General features: G+C 49.3%; 15 protein-coding genes and 2 tRNA genes. 13 read left to right on the forward strand and 4 right to left on the reverse strand.

Features of this window, described 5'->3' with window-relative positions:
- The first annotated feature begins 242 nt into the window (after positions 1 to 242).
- From nifS to DW720_RS08805, 5 genes are all read left to right on the forward strand, one after another.
- Positions 243 to 1,430, forward strand: coding sequence for a cysteine desulfurase NifS (gene nifS, locus DW720_RS08785; RefSeq protein WP_022358754.1), 1,188 nt, complete (start codon positions 243 to 245; stop codon positions 1,428 to 1,430).
- A 64-nt stretch (positions 1,431 to 1,494) separates the two neighbouring features.
- A complete protein-coding gene (nifU, locus tag DW720_RS08790) occupies positions 1,495 to 1,932 on the forward strand; it encodes a Fe-S cluster assembly scaffold protein NifU (protein ID WP_022358753.1) in 438 nt (145 codons plus the stop codon).
- Positions 1,932 to 3,011, forward strand: a complete 1,080-nt coding sequence (gene mnmA, locus DW720_RS08795) for a tRNA 2-thiouridine(34) synthase MnmA (RefSeq protein ID WP_118749550.1) — start codon at positions 1,932 to 1,934, stop codon at positions 3,009 to 3,011. The genes nifU and mnmA overlap by 1 nt, the downstream gene beginning before the upstream one ends.
- Positions 3,012 to 3,151: 140 nt before the next feature.
- On the forward strand, positions 3,152 to 4,372 hold the full coding sequence (locus DW720_RS08800; RefSeq protein WP_118684937.1) for an N-acetylmuramoyl-L-alanine amidase: 1,221 nt from the start codon (positions 3,152 to 3,154) through the stop codon (positions 4,370 to 4,372).
- A gap of 81 nt (positions 4,373 to 4,453) precedes the next feature.
- Positions 4,454 to 4,543: transfer RNA gene (locus DW720_RS08805), tRNA-Ser, on the forward strand.
- Between the two features lie 179 nt (positions 4,544 to 4,722).
- Here DW720_RS08805 and DW720_RS08810 read toward each other — a convergent pair.
- Both DW720_RS08810 and DW720_RS08815 read right to left on the reverse strand, forming a co-directional pair.
- Positions 4,723 to 5,571, reverse strand: a complete 849-nt coding sequence (locus tag DW720_RS08810) for an aminotransferase class IV (protein WP_118570466.1) — start codon at positions 5,569 to 5,571, stop codon at positions 4,723 to 4,725.
- Positions 5,572 to 5,688: 117 nt separating this feature from the next.
- Positions 5,689 to 6,831, reverse strand: a complete 1,143-nt coding sequence (locus DW720_RS08815; protein WP_107001263.1) for a hypothetical protein — start codon at positions 6,829 to 6,831, stop codon at positions 5,689 to 5,691.
- 214 nt (positions 6,832 to 7,045) lie between these two features.
- Here DW720_RS08815 and DW720_RS08820 point away from each other — a divergent pair, with 214 nt between their 5' ends.
- Positions 7,046 to 7,957: a LysR family transcriptional regulator gene (locus DW720_RS08820; RefSeq protein ID WP_118742975.1), complete on the forward strand. Its 912-nt coding sequence runs from the start codon at positions 7,046 to 7,048 to the stop codon at positions 7,955 to 7,957.
- Between the two features lie 114 nt (positions 7,958 to 8,071).
- Here DW720_RS08820 and DW720_RS08825 read toward each other — a convergent pair whose 3' ends face one another.
- Both DW720_RS08825 and DW720_RS08830 read right to left on the reverse strand, forming a co-directional pair.
- On the reverse strand, positions 8,072 to 8,416 hold the full coding sequence (locus DW720_RS08825; protein ID WP_118493210.1) for a cupin domain-containing protein: 345 nt from the start codon (positions 8,414 to 8,416) through the stop codon (positions 8,072 to 8,074).
- Between the two features lie 65 nt (positions 8,417 to 8,481).
- A complete protein-coding gene (locus tag DW720_RS08830) occupies positions 8,482 to 9,336 on the reverse strand; it encodes a 4Fe-4S binding protein (RefSeq protein WP_118742976.1) in 855 nt (284 codons plus the stop codon).
- A 442-nt stretch (positions 9,337 to 9,778) separates the two neighbouring features.
- On the opposite strand from DW720_RS08830, the gene DW720_RS08840 reads away from it, so the two are divergent.
- From DW720_RS08840 to feoB, 7 genes are all read left to right on the forward strand, one after another.
- Positions 9,779 to 10,954, forward strand: a complete 1,176-nt coding sequence (locus tag DW720_RS08840; protein ID WP_118742978.1) for an aminotransferase class I/II-fold pyridoxal phosphate-dependent enzyme — start codon at positions 9,779 to 9,781, stop codon at positions 10,952 to 10,954.
- 44 nt (positions 10,955 to 10,998) lie between these two features.
- A complete protein-coding gene (locus DW720_RS08845) occupies positions 10,999 to 11,568 on the forward strand; it encodes a VanZ family protein (protein WP_118742979.1) in 570 nt (189 codons plus the stop codon).
- A 26-nt stretch (positions 11,569 to 11,594) separates the two neighbouring features.
- A complete protein-coding gene (gene truA / locus DW720_RS08850; RefSeq protein WP_118742980.1) occupies positions 11,595 to 12,350 on the forward strand; it encodes a tRNA pseudouridine(38-40) synthase TruA in 756 nt (251 codons plus the stop codon).
- A gap of 120 nt (positions 12,351 to 12,470) precedes the next feature.
- On the forward strand, positions 12,471 to 13,061 hold the full coding sequence (locus DW720_RS08855; RefSeq protein WP_117795989.1) for a sigma-70 family RNA polymerase sigma factor: 591 nt from the start codon (positions 12,471 to 12,473) through the stop codon (positions 13,059 to 13,061).
- Complete coding sequence (locus DW720_RS08860) at positions 13,058 to 14,512, forward strand: hypothetical protein (protein ID WP_118742981.1); 1,455 nt, start codon at positions 13,058 to 13,060, stop codon at positions 14,510 to 14,512. Before DW720_RS08855 ends, DW720_RS08860 begins: the two co-directional genes overlap by 4 nt.
- A 286-nt stretch (positions 14,513 to 14,798) precedes the next feature.
- Positions 14,799 to 14,871 (forward strand) — tRNA-Gln (locus tag DW720_RS08865).
- 255 nt (positions 14,872 to 15,126) lie between these two features.
- Positions 15,127 to 17,487 carry a ferrous iron transport protein B gene (feoB, locus tag DW720_RS08870; RefSeq protein WP_118749551.1) on the forward strand — a complete coding sequence of 787 codons (2,361 nt, stop codon included), beginning with the start codon at positions 15,127 to 15,129 and terminating at the stop codon, positions 17,485 to 17,487.
- Positions 17,488 to 17,573: the final 86 nt, after the last annotated feature.

Genomic DNA, 17,573 nt, shown 5'->3' on the forward strand with positions numbered 1-17,573 from the left:
AGCACATTATATACCCCATTTTTAACTAGGTTTTTTCAAAAACCCGCTCATTCTTGCTTGTATTTTTTCAATTTTCCTATATAATAATAAAGAACGTAGATGAAGCTTTTACCTTTATTGCTACAAACTATGTACGCAGCAAATGTTTACAGGCGGGGAGTTCCTGCCGTGAGATTCCGTGTGATACAATCACAATAAAGGCAGGCGTGCATACACTAAGAAGAAAGGCGGATTTATTAGTTATGAAACAGTTGATTTATCTGGACAATGCGGCGACAACCAAAACGCGTCCGGAAGTAGTGGAGGCAATGCTCCCGTATTTTACGGAGTATTACGGCAACCCGTCTTCCGTTTATGAATTTTCGGCAGAGCCGAAGAGAGCGATTGCACAGGCTCGCGAGACGATCGCGAAAGCGCTGGGCGCAAAGTCCAACGAGATTTACTTTACCTACGGCGGCACGGAGTCTGATAACTGGGCGCTGATTTCCACAGCAGAGGCATATCAGGCAAAGGGCAAGCACATTATCACGACCAAGATTGAGCACCATGCGATTCTGCACACCTGTGAGTACCTGGAGCAGAGAGGTTTTGAGGTTACTTATCTGGATGTAGATGAGTTCGGTGTTGTTAAATTAGACGAGCTGGAGAAGGCGATCCGTCCGGACACCATCCTCATCTCTGTTATGTTTGCAAACAATGAGATCGGTACGATTGAGCCGATCAAGGAAATTGGTGAGATTGCGAAGAAACACGGCATTTTATTCCACACCGATGCGGTACAGGCATTTTGTCATGTTCCGATCAATGTAGATGAGTGCCATATCGATATGCTCAGTTCCAGCGCCCACAAGTTAAATGGACCGAAGGGAACCGGCTTCCTTTATATCCGTACCGGATTAAAGACTCGTTCCTTCATCCACGGCGGCGCACAGGAGCGTAAACGCCGCGGCGGTACCGAGAATACGGCTGGTATCGTAGGATTCGGCAAGGCAGTTGAGATTGCGATGGCGACGATGGAAGAGCGCACAGCAAAAGAAAAAGCGATGCGTGACCACCTGATCGAGCGTGTATTAAAAGAAATTCCATTTGCACGCCTCAACGGACATCCGTCCCAGAGACTTTCCAACAATGCAAACTTTGCATTCCAGTTCATCGAGGGTGAATCCATGCTGATCATGCTTGACATGGAAGGCATCTGTGGTTCCAGCGGCTCTGCTTGTACCTCCGGATCCCTGGATCCGTCCCATGTACTTCTGGCGATCGGACTGCCGCATGAGATTGCACACGGTTCCCTGCGTCTGACCCTGTCAGCCGAGACAACTATGGAGCAGATTGATTTCACGGTAGACTGCTTAAAGAAGATTGTAGAACGTCTTCGTTCGATGTCTCCGCTGTATGAGGATTACATTAAGAAACATCCGCAGCAGTAAGATTTAGACATTTTAAGCAAAATGAACATCCACAGTGAATGAAGATATAGAGAGGAAACACCCGATGTATTCAGAGAAAGTAATGGATCATTTCCAGCATCCGAGAAATGTAGGCGAGATTGAGAATGCCAGCGGTATGGGTACCGTCGGCAACGCAAAATGCGGTGATATTATGCGTATTTACCTGGATATCGATGACAACCAGATCATCCAGGATGTAAAATTTAAGACATTTGGCTGCGGTGCAGCCGTTGCGACCAGCAGCATGGCGACCGAGATGGTAAAAGGAAAAACCATCCAGGAAGCGATGGAAGTTACCAACAAAGCCGTTATGGAGGCACTGGACGGACTTCCGCCAGTTAAGGTACACTGTTCTCTGCTCGCAGAGGAGGCAATTCACGCTGCTCTCTGGGATTATGCTCAGAAGAATGGCATTGAGATCAAAGGACTCGTAAAACCGAAGACGGATATCGGCGAGGAAGACGTCGAAGAAGAGTATTGATGAAAAAGAAAAAAGTAGTAGTCGGCATGTCAGGAGGAGTTGACTCCTCCGTGGCTGCCTGGCTTTTAAAAGAACAAGGATACGATGTGATCGGCGTCACAATGCAGATCTGGCAGGATGAGACGAATGTAGAGCAGGAAGAGCACGGCGGCTGCTGTGGTCTGAGCGCTGTCGATGATGCCAGACGGGTTGCGGAACGGCTTGAGATCCCGTATTACGTGATGAACTTCAAAAAAGAGTTCAAAGAAAATGTCATGGATTACTTTGTACAGGAATATCTGGACGGACACACGCCGAATCCGTGTATTGCCTGTAACCGATATGTAAAATGGGAGTCCCTTTTGCAGAGAAGTCTGGAAATTGGGGCTGATTATATTGCAACGGGACATTATGCGCGCGTGAGAAAGCTGCCGAATGGCCGCTATGCGATCTGCAAGTCTGCGACGGCGGCGAAAGATCAGACCTACGCGCTTTATAACCTGACCCAGCATCAGCTTGCACACACTTTGATGCCGGTCGGCGAATATACGAAAGACAAGATTCGAGAGATGGCGGAGGAGATTGGACTTCCGGTGGCACACAAGCCGGACAGTCAGGAGATCTGTTTCGTGCCGGACAACGATTATGCAAAATTTATCGAGGAAAATAGTAATTGCCGGATTGCCGAAGGCAATTTTGTAGATAAGTACGGCAATATTTTAGGTCATCATAAAGGAATTACCCATTATACAGTGGGACAGAGAAAGGGCTTAAATCTGGCACTTGGTCATCCGGTGTTCGTGACGGAGATCCGTCCGGAGACGAACGAGGTTGTGATCGGGGAAAATGAGGACGTCTTTTCTAACCGCCTGACCTGCCGGAACCTCAACTGGATGGCGATTGAGGATCTGGGCGATCAGGAGATGCGCGTCAGTGCGAAGATTCGTTACAGCCACAAAGGGGCATCCTGTACGATCCGCAAGATTGGCGAAGATCGGGTGGAATGCGTATTTGATGAGCCGCAGAGAGCGGCGACGCCGGGACAGGCAGTCGTTTTTTATGACGGCGAATATGTCGTAGGCGGCGGTACGATCGAATAATTTAGAAATGAAAGAAGATTTTAATTGGGCAGAAATGTCTGTCGGCATCAAAGTTGTGCTGCGATGCGATTGATTGGAAACAGTGAGTGCGCGGATCATGGAGAGGTTAGAATCTTCTGTAAGATTGGAGTTTTTTATAAATGGCAAGAGGAGAAAGCAGAAAAAGAAAGCCAGGCACACCGGATTACCGGAAACGTTTCTGGGCGGCGGTAACCGCGATTGTGGTCGCGGCGGGTTCCATTGGCGTAAGCCATGCGGGATTTACCCTTCCGAATCAGGCACAGAAGCAGGTGCAGATGGCGGCTGCTGAGACAGAACCGGCGGAACAGACAGCGAAGAAACAGGTGCCGAATGCGGCAAAGCGAAGTCTGGAGCTGGAAGATGCACAGGGCATTCAGGAGGCGGATGCAGCGGCGGTTGCGGACCAGAGCGAGCTGGAGAGTGACAAAACGACGGCGAGCGGCTTCCGGAGTGTCGACGAGACAGTGTATGCGACTGAGAACCTGCTCAATGTGCGTTCGGGCTGTGGAACGGAGTATGAGATTGTGACACAGCTGAATCAGGGCGACAGCGTGCAGCGCGTCGGTATCGGAGACGGCTGGAGCGAGGTGCTTTATAAGGACAAGAGCTGTTTTATCCGTTCCGAATACCTGACGACGACCGAACCGGGCAGTGAGGAAGCGACGGTCACAGCGCAGGGGGCAGAAGCGGATGCACAGGGTGCACCGGTGTCCAACGGACGTATCGTAGCGATCGACGCGGGACATCAGGCAAAGGGCAATCCGGACAAAGAACCAGTTGGACCGGGCTCCTCGACCATGAAGGCGAAGGTGGCTTCCGGCACCGAGGGCGTATCGACGAAGCTGCCGGAATATGAGCTGACTTTATCAGTTTCGAAGAAGTTAAAACGGATTCTGGAAGAGAGAGGCTATCAGGTCGTCATGATCCGGGAGTCCAACGATGTCAACTTAAGCAATGCGGAGAGAGCGGAGATCGCCAACAAGAGCGGCGCCTCCATTTTCGTCCGGATTCACGGTAATTCGTTGGATAACACGACGGTCAACGGTACTCTTTCCATGTGCCAGACGGCGTCCAACCCGTACAACGGCGGGCTTCACGCGGCAAGCTATTCTCTTTCCAAGAAGATCACGGACTCTGTCTGCGCGGCAACCGGCTTCAAGAACCGCGGTGTGCAGGAGACAGACAGCATGAGCGGCATCAACTGGTGTAAGATACCGGTTTCCATTGTCGAGATGGGCTTTATGAGCAACCCGGAAGAAGACCAGAAGATGGCACAGGATGATTATCAGGAATTGATTGCCGGGGGAATTGCGAACGGAATTGATGCGTATTATCAGTAAATAGTGAAAAAAAACAGATGACAAAAGTCAAACTATCATGTATAATAGTATAGGTGTTTCGAAGAGAAACACCTAATATCTGGAGACGTAGCGAAGCGGCCGTAACGCGGCGCACTCGAAATGCGTTTGTCGGTTCATCCCGGCACGAGGGTTCGAATCCCTCCGTCTCCGCGTCCTGGGGATCCTTGTAAATACAGGGATCCCTTATTTTATTTCATAGGAAATTGCGTCCTATGAAACAAAAAATGCTCCGCGAGGATGCGCACTTGCGCGAAGCAGAAACATGTCGCAAGCGAAAAAGAGCTGCCACGTTTTGAGTGACAGCCCTTGATTGGCAAATTTATGGATTTTTACCGTACCTTCGTATCTTCCGCATAAAACTTCGCATAAGCATCCTGCAAAGTCTTCAGCGTCTTCGGATCTTTTCCTCCGATTGGTTTTCCATCGAGTTCAACGGCCTGGATGCAGAGCCCGCCGGAGCTGCTGACGATGATTTCGTCGGCGTCTGCCAGTTCCTGCATGGTAAATGGTGCCTCGCTGGTCGGGATGCCGTTTTTCTCAGCTAACATCAGCAGATGTTTTAACGTGATGCCCGGAAGAATCAGATTATCTCTCGGTGGGGTGCAGAGAACGCCGTCCTTGATGATTAAGATATTGCTGTGGGCGCATTCGGTGACGCGTTCGCCGCGGTGGAAGACCGTTTCCTGGCAGCCCTGTTCGATGCAGCGCTGGTAAGCGATGACACTTGGAATCAGGTTCAGCGTCTTGATGTTGCAGTGCAGGAAACGGGTGTCCTCCATCGAGATCAGGCGGAAAGTCTTATCAAATGGAATCAGGTCGCACGGAACAGTAAAAATCATCAGATTTGGTTTTACGGAAGCAGGTGGAAACTGATGTCCACGATAGGTAGTTCCGCGGGAACACTGCCAGTACAGCATACCGTGGTCAATCTCATTGGCATCGATGCATTTCTGCAGCTCGGCACGCAGTTCTTCGCGCGACATTTCAAACGGGATTTCCAGCAGCTTGCAGCTGTTGTAGAAACGGTCGAGGTGGTCGTCTGCGGCAAAAATGTTGTTGTTTGCAAAGGTGGTGGCATCGTAGCAGCCATCTCCAAAATAAACGGCGCGGTCCAACATCGGGATTTTCATTTCCTCGAGGGGGCCGATTTCTCCATTGTAATATCCGACATATTTCATTGCATATACTTCCTTTCTATGTTGATTCGAAAATACCTCGTCAAGTGTTTACATTATACCACATCCGTCTATAAGATGAAATCTCCCACAGGCGGATGTGTTCTTATCATTACATATTTATTTGTCTTTATGTTTAATAATCTTATATCCGCCTACCAGCAGCGTCGGCAGCAGGTAGAAGAGGATAAATCCGTAAGACAGGTACGAATAGCCCTGCTCGATCAAGGTGACAACGCCGACGCGGGATAATACGAGTGCAGCGATCAGCGTGATGACCGTAATCAGACCGCGGTTTGTATCGGACAGCTTGGCAGCGCCCTTTTCCTCCATGGCAACGTCGAAACGGTCGATGATCATGTGGATGCAGCCAGTTGCCGTCTCAACCAGCGTCCAGCCCATAACGAGACTGAACAGTGCCATCAGTGCCGGTCCGCCGTTGACTGCCTTGATCATTTCCATCCACGGGGTTGTGACATCCGCGCCGACGATGGAGGTGTCACCGTAGAAGCACATCATCGCAAAGTAAGACAAAAACCACGGAATAACCATCAGAAGACCGGCGATCAGACCGGAAATAAAGGTTTCTTTCCGTTTGGTCTGGCGTGTCAGGGAGAACATGCCCATCGGGATGGAATTGATGTTGTAGGCAACATACAGAATACCGGTGTAAATGCACAGCGGAACAGTGACAGAGCCGTCGTAGGTGCTGGTGTCCATCGTGCTGAATACATGGGAAATGTTGCCGCCCTTGTTGACGAGTACCAGAATTGTAAACAGAATATAGCCGCCATACAGTAAAATAGTACCGATCGATTCAAATTTCTCGATCATCTTGGAACCCTTAAAGTTCAAGAGTCCGCAAATCAGAACGATCACAACGGAGCCGAGAATATTCGGAAGTCCGACCTGCTCGAAAATACTTCCAGTTGCGGCTGCCATAACGGCAATCAGCAGAATCGCGATGAGGACAGTTAAAATATCCATCATCGGCCAGAGCGGTCCAATGACCTGCTTGATATAGTTTTTATAATCGTAAACCTTGTAGATCCGGCAGATCTCAAAGGTCAGGAAGGCAAACAGGGCAAAACCGATGCCGATCGTCAGTCCGGAGATCCAGCCCATCGCTCCGAATTTCGCACCGTAAGAATAAATCTCACGTCCGGTTGCATAGCCGCCGCCAATCAGAACCGATTGCAACAGGACGCCCGGCAGAATGTACTTGGCGTATGTGCCTTCGTAGAAATTTTTGAATTGTTTCATACCTTTCACTCACTTTCTTTTGTTGACTATTAAAAATTATAAAGGATGAATGAAAAACTTGCCAATAGAAAGAACAGATATTATAATAAGGGAAACTTATAACAAAACAGGAAAAGCCAGATCGAAAGCCCGTAAATTGGGCGGCATGATTCATTTTTTTTGCTCGATCGAAAAGACGCGATTACATATAGGATCATAGAAATGGGGAAATGAGATGAATTTAAAACAAATGGAATATTTTGTGGCGGCGGCGGAGCAGCTGAATTTTACGCGGGCGGCGAAAAAATGTTTTATTTCGCAGACAGCGATGACGCTGCAGATTCAGTCGTTGGAGGAGAAGATCGGGGTGCCGCTTTTTGTGCGGGACAAGCACCATGTCGAGCTGACGGCGGCGGGAAAGGTATATCTGAACGAGGCGCGGGCGATTCTGGTCCGCGCCGAGGAGGCGGCAAAGCTCGCGCGGACGGCAGCGGAAGGCGTAGCTGGGGAGCTGACGATCGGATTTATCCGGGGATATGAGCAGAGCCGTTTTTCGGAGACGCTCAGAAGTTTTCATGAGGCGTACCCGAATATTTCGATTCATCTGCTGCGGGAAAATATGAGCGCGCTCTATGAGCTGTTAGATAATGGAACCTGCGATCTTGCGTTTAATCTGTCTCTGTACACGCAGAATTACGAGGATTTAAAGCATCGGTTCCTCAAACGGTTTCCGATGATGGCGGTTCTTTATCCGGGGCATACGCTGGCGGGAGAGAGCCATCTGATGTACCGTGATCTGGCGCGGGAAGACTTTATCATCATGCAGCCGCAGGGGCGTTCCAACGATGAGGCGGAAGAAGTATTGATTTGTTACAATAAGGGCGGTTTTATACCGAATATCGTGGCGCGTGAACGGGAGGTACAGACGGTGCTTCTGGAGGTGTCAGCGGGATTTGGCGTGGCGATTCTCCCGGAATATGCCGTCCGCCATTATCGGAATGCGCGGAATCTGGTGGTGGTTCCGCTTCTCCGCGCGGACGGCAGTACGGAAGAACTTGATTTTGAGATCGCATGGCGTCAGAGCAACCCGAATCCGGCGATTGAAAAGCTGCTGCAGTGGGTGGAAACGCATGAGTACGTGGAGTAAGTAATTGGTTTTAAGATAATTAGTAAAAATAAAAACGGGCATATCGCAGAGTCTTTGTTTGAAGGGATTCAAGAATCTTGCGGTATGCCTGTTTTTGGATGGATGATAAGATTTTTAGTAAAATGGGAAAATAACCGTCAGCATCCACTTAAATGCCTCTGGCGCAAACACCGCGTGCGGCTTTTTCGCCGGCATGACGAGCACTTCACCGGCATGAACGAGATGCTCAACGCCGTCAACGGTAAAACGTCCGGTGCCTTCCAGAACCGTTACCATCGCATCGCCGGTGGAATCGTGGGTGGAGATCTCCTCGCCCTTTGCGAATGCGAACAGGGTAACGCTGACCGCCTCATTCTGCGCCAGTGTCTTGCTGACGATCTGACCGTCTTCGGCATTTACCAGACTGGTTAAAGTCTGAACTTTTTCATGGGTGATGTTTTTGATATATGGGTATTCCATGGTGTTCCTCCTCCATAATAAAAGATTTATAGTTGTTTATAATGTGCAGATTCTCAGAAAAAGGGTTAATCTAAGATCCTTCCATCAATCGAAATCGTCGTCACCTGCCACGGAATGAATTTTCCGCTTGCCTGCAGGGCTTTTTTCACGGCGTGCTCGATACCGCCGCAGCACGGAACCTCCATGCGGACAACGGTCACGCTCTTGATGTCGTTGCTGCGGATGATTTCGGTCAGCTTTTCGGAGTAGTCGATGCTGTCAAGCTTTGGACATCCGATCAAAGTTATTTTACCATGGATAAAGTCCTGATGGAAGCGGCTGTATGCGTAAGCGGTACAGTCGGCAGCGACCAAAAGTTTGGCACCGTCGAAATACGGGGCGCGGATCGGGGCTAATTTGATCTGAACCGGCCAGTTGGACAGAGCGCTTATTGGGGTGTTTTCTGAATGGTCACAAGCAGCGGATTCAGAAAAATTGTCATGTGTGATAGCGGAAGCAGCACTGCCAGGACCGCCTGTGGATGTGGCTGCTGAGGATGCATGGGAAGCAGCTGTGTCAGGACGTTTCAGGAAACGGCTCATGGATCCAGGACATCCGCCAAATGCCGGTGTCGCCGGTTTTGCTTCGGAACGTGCGGATGTGTTTGCCGCTGCGTTTGCCTCTAATACCTGCTTTGCTTTGCGTGCTGCCATGTGGACCTGGACTGCCGCCTCATCGTAAGCTGCCGCCTCGCGCTCGACAAAGGAGATCGCGCCAGTCGGACAGGCTGGCAGACAGTCGCCCAGACCGTCACAGTAATCATCTTTTAAAAGGGTTGCTTTACCGTCCACCATGCCGATCGCGCCCTCATGACAGGCGGAAGCGCAGAGACCGCAGCCGTTGCATTTTTTCTGATCAATTTCTACAATTCTTCGTACCATATAAATTCCTCGTCTTTCTTATTCATGTGCATCTGACCGATCTTCATACATGAAAGGATGAGATATGTCAGAACATCTATTTTGATTTTTTTTGTTTTCTTAAGTACATGATAAGTATAATCGTCCGGCATAGAAAAGTCCGTTGTTTTTACAACATTTTTGAAAAGTTATAATAGCTGGCGAGAGCTGTTATCCTCCCTTTACTTTCCCATATCCATGTACTATAATTAATACTTATATAGCCTGAGGATGCAAAGCTGGATTGATAAGATTCAGCGAGGGCAGTTCGATATGATTTGGTGGAATTGGTTGAATAAGTCATTTGACAGAGTGATCGGGCGGATGGGAATTATTAGAGTTTTAAAGAGGATTCATAGAGATAAAAATAGAAATAGAAAAGGAAAGAAAATCGGAGATTTCTTTCAAGAAAGGACAACACAAGATGAAATTTGCAAATAGAATGGACCGGTTTGGCGAGGGTGTGTTCTCTATGCTGGCACAGATGAAGAAGAAAAAGCTGGCGGAGGGAGAGACGATCGTCGATCTGAGCATCGGCGCACCGAATATTGCCCCCGCACCGCATATTTTAAAGGCGCTCAGCGAAGCCTGTCTGGTACCGGAAAATTACCTGTATGCAATTCAGGATCAGCAGGCACTTTTGGAGGCAGTGTCCGACTGGTATGCGCGCCGCTATGGAGTGGAGCTGAACCCGGAGACAGAGATTTGCTCTTTGCTCGGTTCCCAGGAGGGACTGGCGCACATCGCACTTTCGATCGTGGACGAGGGCGATGTGGTTTTGGTACCGGATCCGTGTTATCCGGTGTTTGCGGATGGTCCGTCTTTGGCGGGGGCAGAGCTTTACTATATGCCGCAGCGCGAGGAAAATCACTACATCATTGATTTGAAGGAAATTCCGGAGGAAGTCGCTCAGAAAGCGAAATTTATGATTGTTTCCTACCCGAACAATCCGACGGCGGTGCTGGCTCCAGACAGTTTCTATGAGGAATTGATTGCATTTGCAAAGAAATATGATATTATCGTTCTTCACGACAACGCCTACAGTGAGCTTGTGTTTGACGGAAGAACCTGCGGAAGTTTCCTGCGTTTTCCGGGCGCACGCGAGGTCGGCGTGGAGTTTAATTCGCTGTCAAAAACGTACGGATTGGCGGGCGCGCGCGTCGGCTTCTGTGTGGGAAATGAGGAAGTGGTCAGTCATCTGAAAACATTGAAATCCAACATGGATTATGGTATGTTCCTGCCGATTCAGAAAGCGGCGATCGCGGCGATCAGCGGTGACCAGAGCTGTGTGGCTTCGACGAGGGCGGCATATGAGAGACGGCGCGACTGTCTGTGCGACGGACTTGCATCCATCGGCTGGAAGATGGAAAAACCGGAAGGCACGATGTTTGTGTGGGCGCCGATCCCGGCAGGATTTACGGATTCACTGGAGTTTGTAAAGGCTTTATTTGAAAAAGCAGGTGTTCTGGTAACACCGGGCAGCGCATTTGGACCGTCGGGCGAAGGTCATGTGCGGATGGCGCTGGTGCAGGATGAGGATGCGATTGCGCTGGCGGTGCGCCGGATTGCAGAGAGCGGCATTTTACAATCCAATCAGTAAAGATATAAATCAATAGAAGATAGAATGGATACAGGAATTTATAGATGAATGTGGAAAAAAATATCCGGGGAAGACAGAGAGTCCTGGTGACGGTCTGGATCTGGCATATTGTTTTAATTTTATATATTTTGTTTATCTACTCCAATTCCATGCGTCCGGCAGTACAGTCATCGGCGGAGAGCGGACGGATCCTCCGGTTTTTGCAGAAGCTGGCAGCAGAGTCCGGAGTGGCTGTACCATGGCTGACCGAACATATTGTGCGCAAATGTGCTCATTTTATTGAATATACAGGGCTGGGAATGCTGCTTAGACAGAGTGATGCCTGTGTGCGCAGGAACCGGACTGTCTCAGAAAAAATGCGGATAGAGGATTTGGTTGATCGGGGAGATGGGACTGGGAGAATGTGTGCGCTGACACCGGACGGACATATATGGCTGGAAATCCATCGTATCGCTATTTTTGCGGTCCCGTTTCTGGATGAGACGATTCAGCTGTTTACCGAAGGACGTTCCGGGCAGATCAGCGATGTATGGCTGGATATGGCGGGAGCACTGACTGGAACGGTGCTGTATCTGGCAGCGAGGCGGATATATTTGCGAATAAAGAAAGAATGAAGATAGATAACACATGGAGAAAAAATATGTCGGATCGAAATATAAAAATTACCCTGCAATATGACGGAAGCCGTTATGACGGCTGGCAGAAGCAGGGAAACACGGACAAGACGATACAGGGAAAACTAGAACAGATTCTTGAAAAAATGGCAGGTCAGCCGGTTGAAGTGCACGGTTCCGGACGGACAGATGCAGGCGTCCACGCATGGGGACAGGTGGCGAATTTCCATCTTCCGGCGTCCTGTGCCGGGATGAGCGCGGAGGAGTTGAAAGCGTACCTGAACCGCTATCTTCCAGATGATATCGCTGTCTTATCGGCGCAGGAGGCAGGAATGCGTTTTCACAGCCGTCTAAATGCCGTTTCCAAGACCTACTGCTACCGGATTGAGACGGCAGCGAAGAAAAATGTATTTGAGCGCCGATATGTGTACGGTCTGGGGGAACCTCTGGACATAGCGGCCATGAGGCGGGCGGCTGCGTATCTGACAGGTGAGCACGATTTTAAAGCATTCTGTTCGTTGAAACGGATGAAAAAATCGACGGTGCGGAATCTCACTGCTATTGAGCTGACCATGCAGGAAAGTGTGTGCGAACTGCATTTTCGTGGCAATGGCTTCCTATATAATATGGTAAGAATCCTGACCGGTACACTGATCGAGGTAGGACTTCATAAGCGGACACCGGAATCAGTGGCGGAGGCGCTTTTTTCCTGTGACCGAGCGCTGGCAGGTTTTACGGCGCCGCCGGAGGGGCTTTTTCTGGAACGGGTCGAGTATGAATAAAGCTGCATTGATTTTTGCCAGCTGCCGTGAGGAGCTGGACAGAAATCAGAAAAAATTCATAACAAATGCAATAAGAACTGGTTTCTTTGCATTAAGTTATATAGAAAGGAAATTTCGTCCATGTTTTTGACGGGGCTTTTAACGACCATGGAAGAGCCGGTCGCCTATGATAAGATGAGCGATGAAAAGCTGCTTCTGCGAGTGGCAGAGGGAGATAAGGCGGCATTTCAGCAGCTTTATCAGAATACGGATAAAACTATATACGGTTTTATTCTATCGATTTTGCGGAATCCGCAGGACTCTGAGGAGGTCATGCAGGAGCTTTATTTAAAGGTCTGGACTTCGGCTGGAAGCTATCAGTCGCAGGGCAAACCGCTGGCGTGGATGTTTACGATCGCTAGAAATCTTTGCTATATGCGCTTCCGTGACCAGAAGCATGAAGCGGATATCGGGCTTTCGGATCTTTCTGAGATGGAGACAGGGGAATTCTGTCCCCAGATAGAGGATGCTGCGGATAAGATGGTATTACACGCAGCACTCAAAATATTAAATGAAGAAGAACGGCAGATTGTACTTCTGCGGACATCAGCGGGGTTAAAACATCGTGAGATCGCGGCAGATTTGGAGATGCCGCTGGCAACGGTGCTTTCCAAGTACAACCGTGCTATGAAAAAACTGAAAAAACACCTGAGAGAGGAGGGAGTACATTGACCGATCACTCTGAAACAGCGTGGGAACAGGATGAGATTGAGTCACATCTGCGATCGGCGATGGACGCCCTGACTCCCAACGTATTCGATAAAATCGATCTCTCGACGCCACAGGAGATCTATGTAAAACCATCCCGCCGTGTACGGATGTACCGCCGGATGCGGACCGTGGCGATGGCAGCAGCCGCCTGCTTGTGTGTGGCTGTGTTAGGAGGCGGTGTTTCATTTTACCAGAATCACCGTGTCGATTCGGTGATTGGCATCGATGTCAATCCGAGTATTGAGCTTTCCGTCAACCGGAACGAGAAAGTATTGCAGGCGAATCCGCTTAATGAGGATGCGGAGACGATCCTGGATGATATGAATTTGAAAAATGTAGACCTTGATATTGCGGTCAACGCATTGATCGGTTCGATGGTCCGGAACGGTTATCTGGATGAACTGGACAATGCGATTCTGGTTACCGTGTCCAATGAGAATGAGAAAAAGGCATCATCTTTGCGTCAGGATGTCGTAGGGGATGTAGAGTCTTCCCTGCAGGAACACGCGGTACAGGCGGTTGTCTATGACCAGCGGATGAAGGTAACCGGGGAGATTCAGGATCTGGCGGAGAAATACAATATTTCTTATGGAAAAGCGTATTTTCTGCGAGAGCTGATTCGGGATAACGACCTGACCGAAAATGATATGAAAAAATTTGCCGGTATGACGATGGAAGAGATTGCGCGGGAGATCGCGGATCGTGCTTATACGGTAGGTTATTCGAAGACGGACAGCACCATTGAGACGGATGCGGCTCTGGTTCGTGAGGTGACATTGCCGCAGACCGAGGAAGAAACCTTAGCGGAGACGACCGTGGAAAGCACCGGTCAGCCGGAAAATGAACCGACGCCGGCAGAACAGCCATCGACTGCAGTACGCCCGGTGGAGACAACCGCCGCAGCAGATGAGGACGAGGAAGAAGTCGATTCGGGAGGCAAGAAAGCGAAGATTGACTATGTAGATTACGAGAGCGGTTCGCTGAACATCGTTTTTAAGGAAAAGGTTAAATGGAAAAATCCGACCGTGTCGGTGGTAGATCCGGACGGTCAGAGCTATTCGGCGAGAATCACGGACACAGGCGGAACCTCCTGTGAGATTCACGTCAAAGGGCTTCCAGCCAATACGGAGTGCACGTTTACGCTCGGCGGAGTGGCAGTGCGGGACGGCGGCTCCTTTGGTACGGTAAAAGGCTATTTCGAGACGCCGGATATTGCGGATGATCTGATTGATGAGGGTGACGACGATGCGGATGATGAGACAGTGGAGACAAAGCCGTCCGAGACATCCCGCGCGCCGGAGACACTGACAGAAGTAGTAAAAGAGAGCACGCACTCGGAGACAGAGTACAGTCAGATGGAGACAAAGCCGACGGAAAAAGAAACGAAGACAGATGCGGAGTCAGCTAATTAAAGCGGAGTGTATGAGGATATATGATTCCTGCTGCCTGAACCATGATATGTCTGGAGTTACCAGAAGTTGGATTCGGGCAGCAGGAATTTTAAGAATCATTAGAATTATTTGCAGGAAGCCTCGTGACGGAAAAATATCCGGGGCATTACGAGACTGTAAAATGTTTCGAACTGGTAAATAATTATAATTGTTCAAAAAAACATAAGTGTTTGAAAAAAATACTTGACGAAACAAAAATTTATGATATAATAATAAATGTGGCTGAGACAGCTATGAAATAAAAGATTGGGCTATCGCCAAATGGTAAGGCAACGGACTCTGACTCCGTCATTTTCAAGGTTCGAATCCTTGTAGCCCAGCTATTTTGAGACAGTGAGGATGATTCATCCTTGCTGTTTTTCTTTTATCTTTTCTATTTTTTTTCTGATTGGTAGATTCTTAAAGATTCCAACGATTGACAAATTCCCTAAAGTACAATAGACTTATCTGGAAACATAATTGAGAAAAAGTTTCAATAGTATTTTTCTCTCTATGCTTTGCTTCAAAATCAGGCGGATGTAGAAGTCTGATGACATACAATGAGTTTGACTAATGAAGAGAGATGGAGGCAGAGAATGACATTAAAGGATTTACCAATAGGAAAAACTGCAACCGTTCGGACAGTTGGCGGAGAAGGTGCACTGCGGCATCATTTTCTGGATATGGGATTGATTCCGACTGCATCGGTTACGATGGTAAAATATGCGCCGATGGGCGATCCGGTTGAGGTGCGGATTCATAGCTATGAACTGACGTTGCGCCTGGCGGATGCAGAGAAGATAGAGATTGAGAATGTACGCGAGGCAGGAACCGAAGCAGCGGACAAAAAGGAACATGGGATTCCGATGGCGCGCGCGATCGATCACCCTGGACTCGGAGAAGGTGGAAAATACCATACAAAGGCGGAGGAACACCCATTGCCGGATGGCACCGTTCTGACGTTTGCCCTGGCAGGTAATCAGAACTGTGGCAAAACGACGCTTTTTAACCAGCTGACCGGATCCAATCAGCATGTGGGGAATTTCCCGGGTGTGACGGTGGACCGGAAGGATGGCACGATCCGCGGACATGAAAATACGAAAGTGACCGACCTGCCAGGAATCTATTCCTTATCGCCATATTCGAATGAGGAGCTGGTGACGCGTCAGTTTATTTTGCAGGAGCACCCGAAGGGAATCATCAATATCGTGGATGCGACAAACATTGAGCGCAACCTGTATCTGACCATGCAGCTTCTGGAACTGGATATTCCGATGGTTCTGGCGCTTAATATGATGGACGAGGTGCGCCAGAACGGCGGTTCTGTCCGTGTCAACGAACTGGAGGAAGAACTGGGGATTCCGGTTATCCCGATCTCAGCGGCAAAGAATGAAGGAATCGGAGAGCTGATCGATCATGCGCTTCATGTAACGCATTTTCAGGAGAAACCGGGACGGCAGGATTTCTGTGATGCGGATTATCACGGTGGCGCGGTGCACCGCTGCCTGCATGGTATTATGCATCTGATCGAAGATCACGCGCAGAATGCGGGTATTCCGGTGCGCTTTGCTGCATCGAAGCTGGCAGAAGGCGATGAGGAGATTGAGGCGCGTCTGAATCTGGACACGAATGAAAAAGAGACGCTGGAACATATTATCTGCCAGATGGAGAAGGAACGCGGGCTGGATCGGGCAGCTGCGATTGCGGATATGCGGTTTGGTTTTATCGAAAAAGTCTGCAGGCAGACAGTCGTCAAACCGAGGGAAAGCCGGGAACACCAGCGAAGTGTGAAGATTGACCGTCTTCTTACTGGAACCTACACGGCGATTCCGGCATTTATTGCAATCATGGGTCTGGTATTCTGGCTGACATTTAATGTGATTGGCGCGGTCCTTTCAGATGGTCTGGAACTGGTGATTGGATGGCTGACAGAGCGGGCAGACGCAGCGCTGACAGCGGCAGGTATCAATCCGGTGCTCCATTCCCTGATGATCGATGGTGTGTGCAATGGTGTCGGAAGTGTTTTGAGCTTTCTGCCGATCATTGTGACGCTGTTTTTCTTCCTGTCGCTTTTAGAGGACAGCGGTTATATGGCACGTGTGGCGTTTGTGATGGATAAACTGCTTCGAAAGATCGGTCTTTCCGGACGGAGCATCGTGCCGATGCTGATTGGCTTTGGCTGCACGGTACCAGGAGTCATGGCAAGCCGGACGCTTTCTTCGGAGCGGGATCGAAAAATGACGATCCTGTTGACTCCGTTTATGAGCTGTTCCGCCAAGATTTCGATTTATGCGTTTTTTACCGCTGTCTTTTTCCCGCATCATGGGGCGATTGTTATGATTGCACTTTATCTGTTGGGAATCCTGATGGGAATTTTGATGGCAATGCTTCTTAAAACAACTTTATTTAAGGGTGAAGCCGTTCCGTTCGTCATGGAGCTTCCGAACTACCGGATGCCGGGGGCGCGCAATGTCGCCCAGCTTCTCTGGGAAAAGGCAAGGGATTTCCTGCAGAAAGCATTCACAGTTATTTTTGTGGCGACGATTTTAATCTGGTTCCTTCAGACATTTGATCTGCACCTGAATGTTGTGTCCAATTCCCAGCAGAGTCTTTTGGCGGTTATTTCTGGTGTGATTGCACCACTGTTTGCGCCGATGGGATTAGGCGACTGGCGTGTCTGCACGGCACTTCTGACCGGATTTATGGCAAAAGAGAGTGTTGTATCAACGCTGTCGGTTCTGTTCGGGACGACTCAGAGCCTGCGTGACATTCTGACCCCTCTTTCAGCGGTCAGTCTGCTGGTTTTCTGCCTGCTCTATACGCCGTGCGTGGCAGCGATTTCATCGGTCAGACGCGAACTGGGCGGAAAATGGGCTTGCTTTGTCGTGGTGGCGCAGTGCGTGATTGCGTGGATTGTAGCGTATGCGGTCTATCTTTTGCTAGGGATGGTAATGTAGGTTTTGACTGAAAGTGAACCAAGGAAAAATTTCAAGCAACAAAAGGAGCTGCTGTTTTATTCTTTTTATGGGTTTACAGTAGACAA

The organism is Clostridium sp. AM27-28, from assembly GCF_003480955.1.
Lineage (GTDB): Bacteria > Bacillota > Clostridia > Lachnospirales > Lachnospiraceae > Otoolea > Otoolea fessa.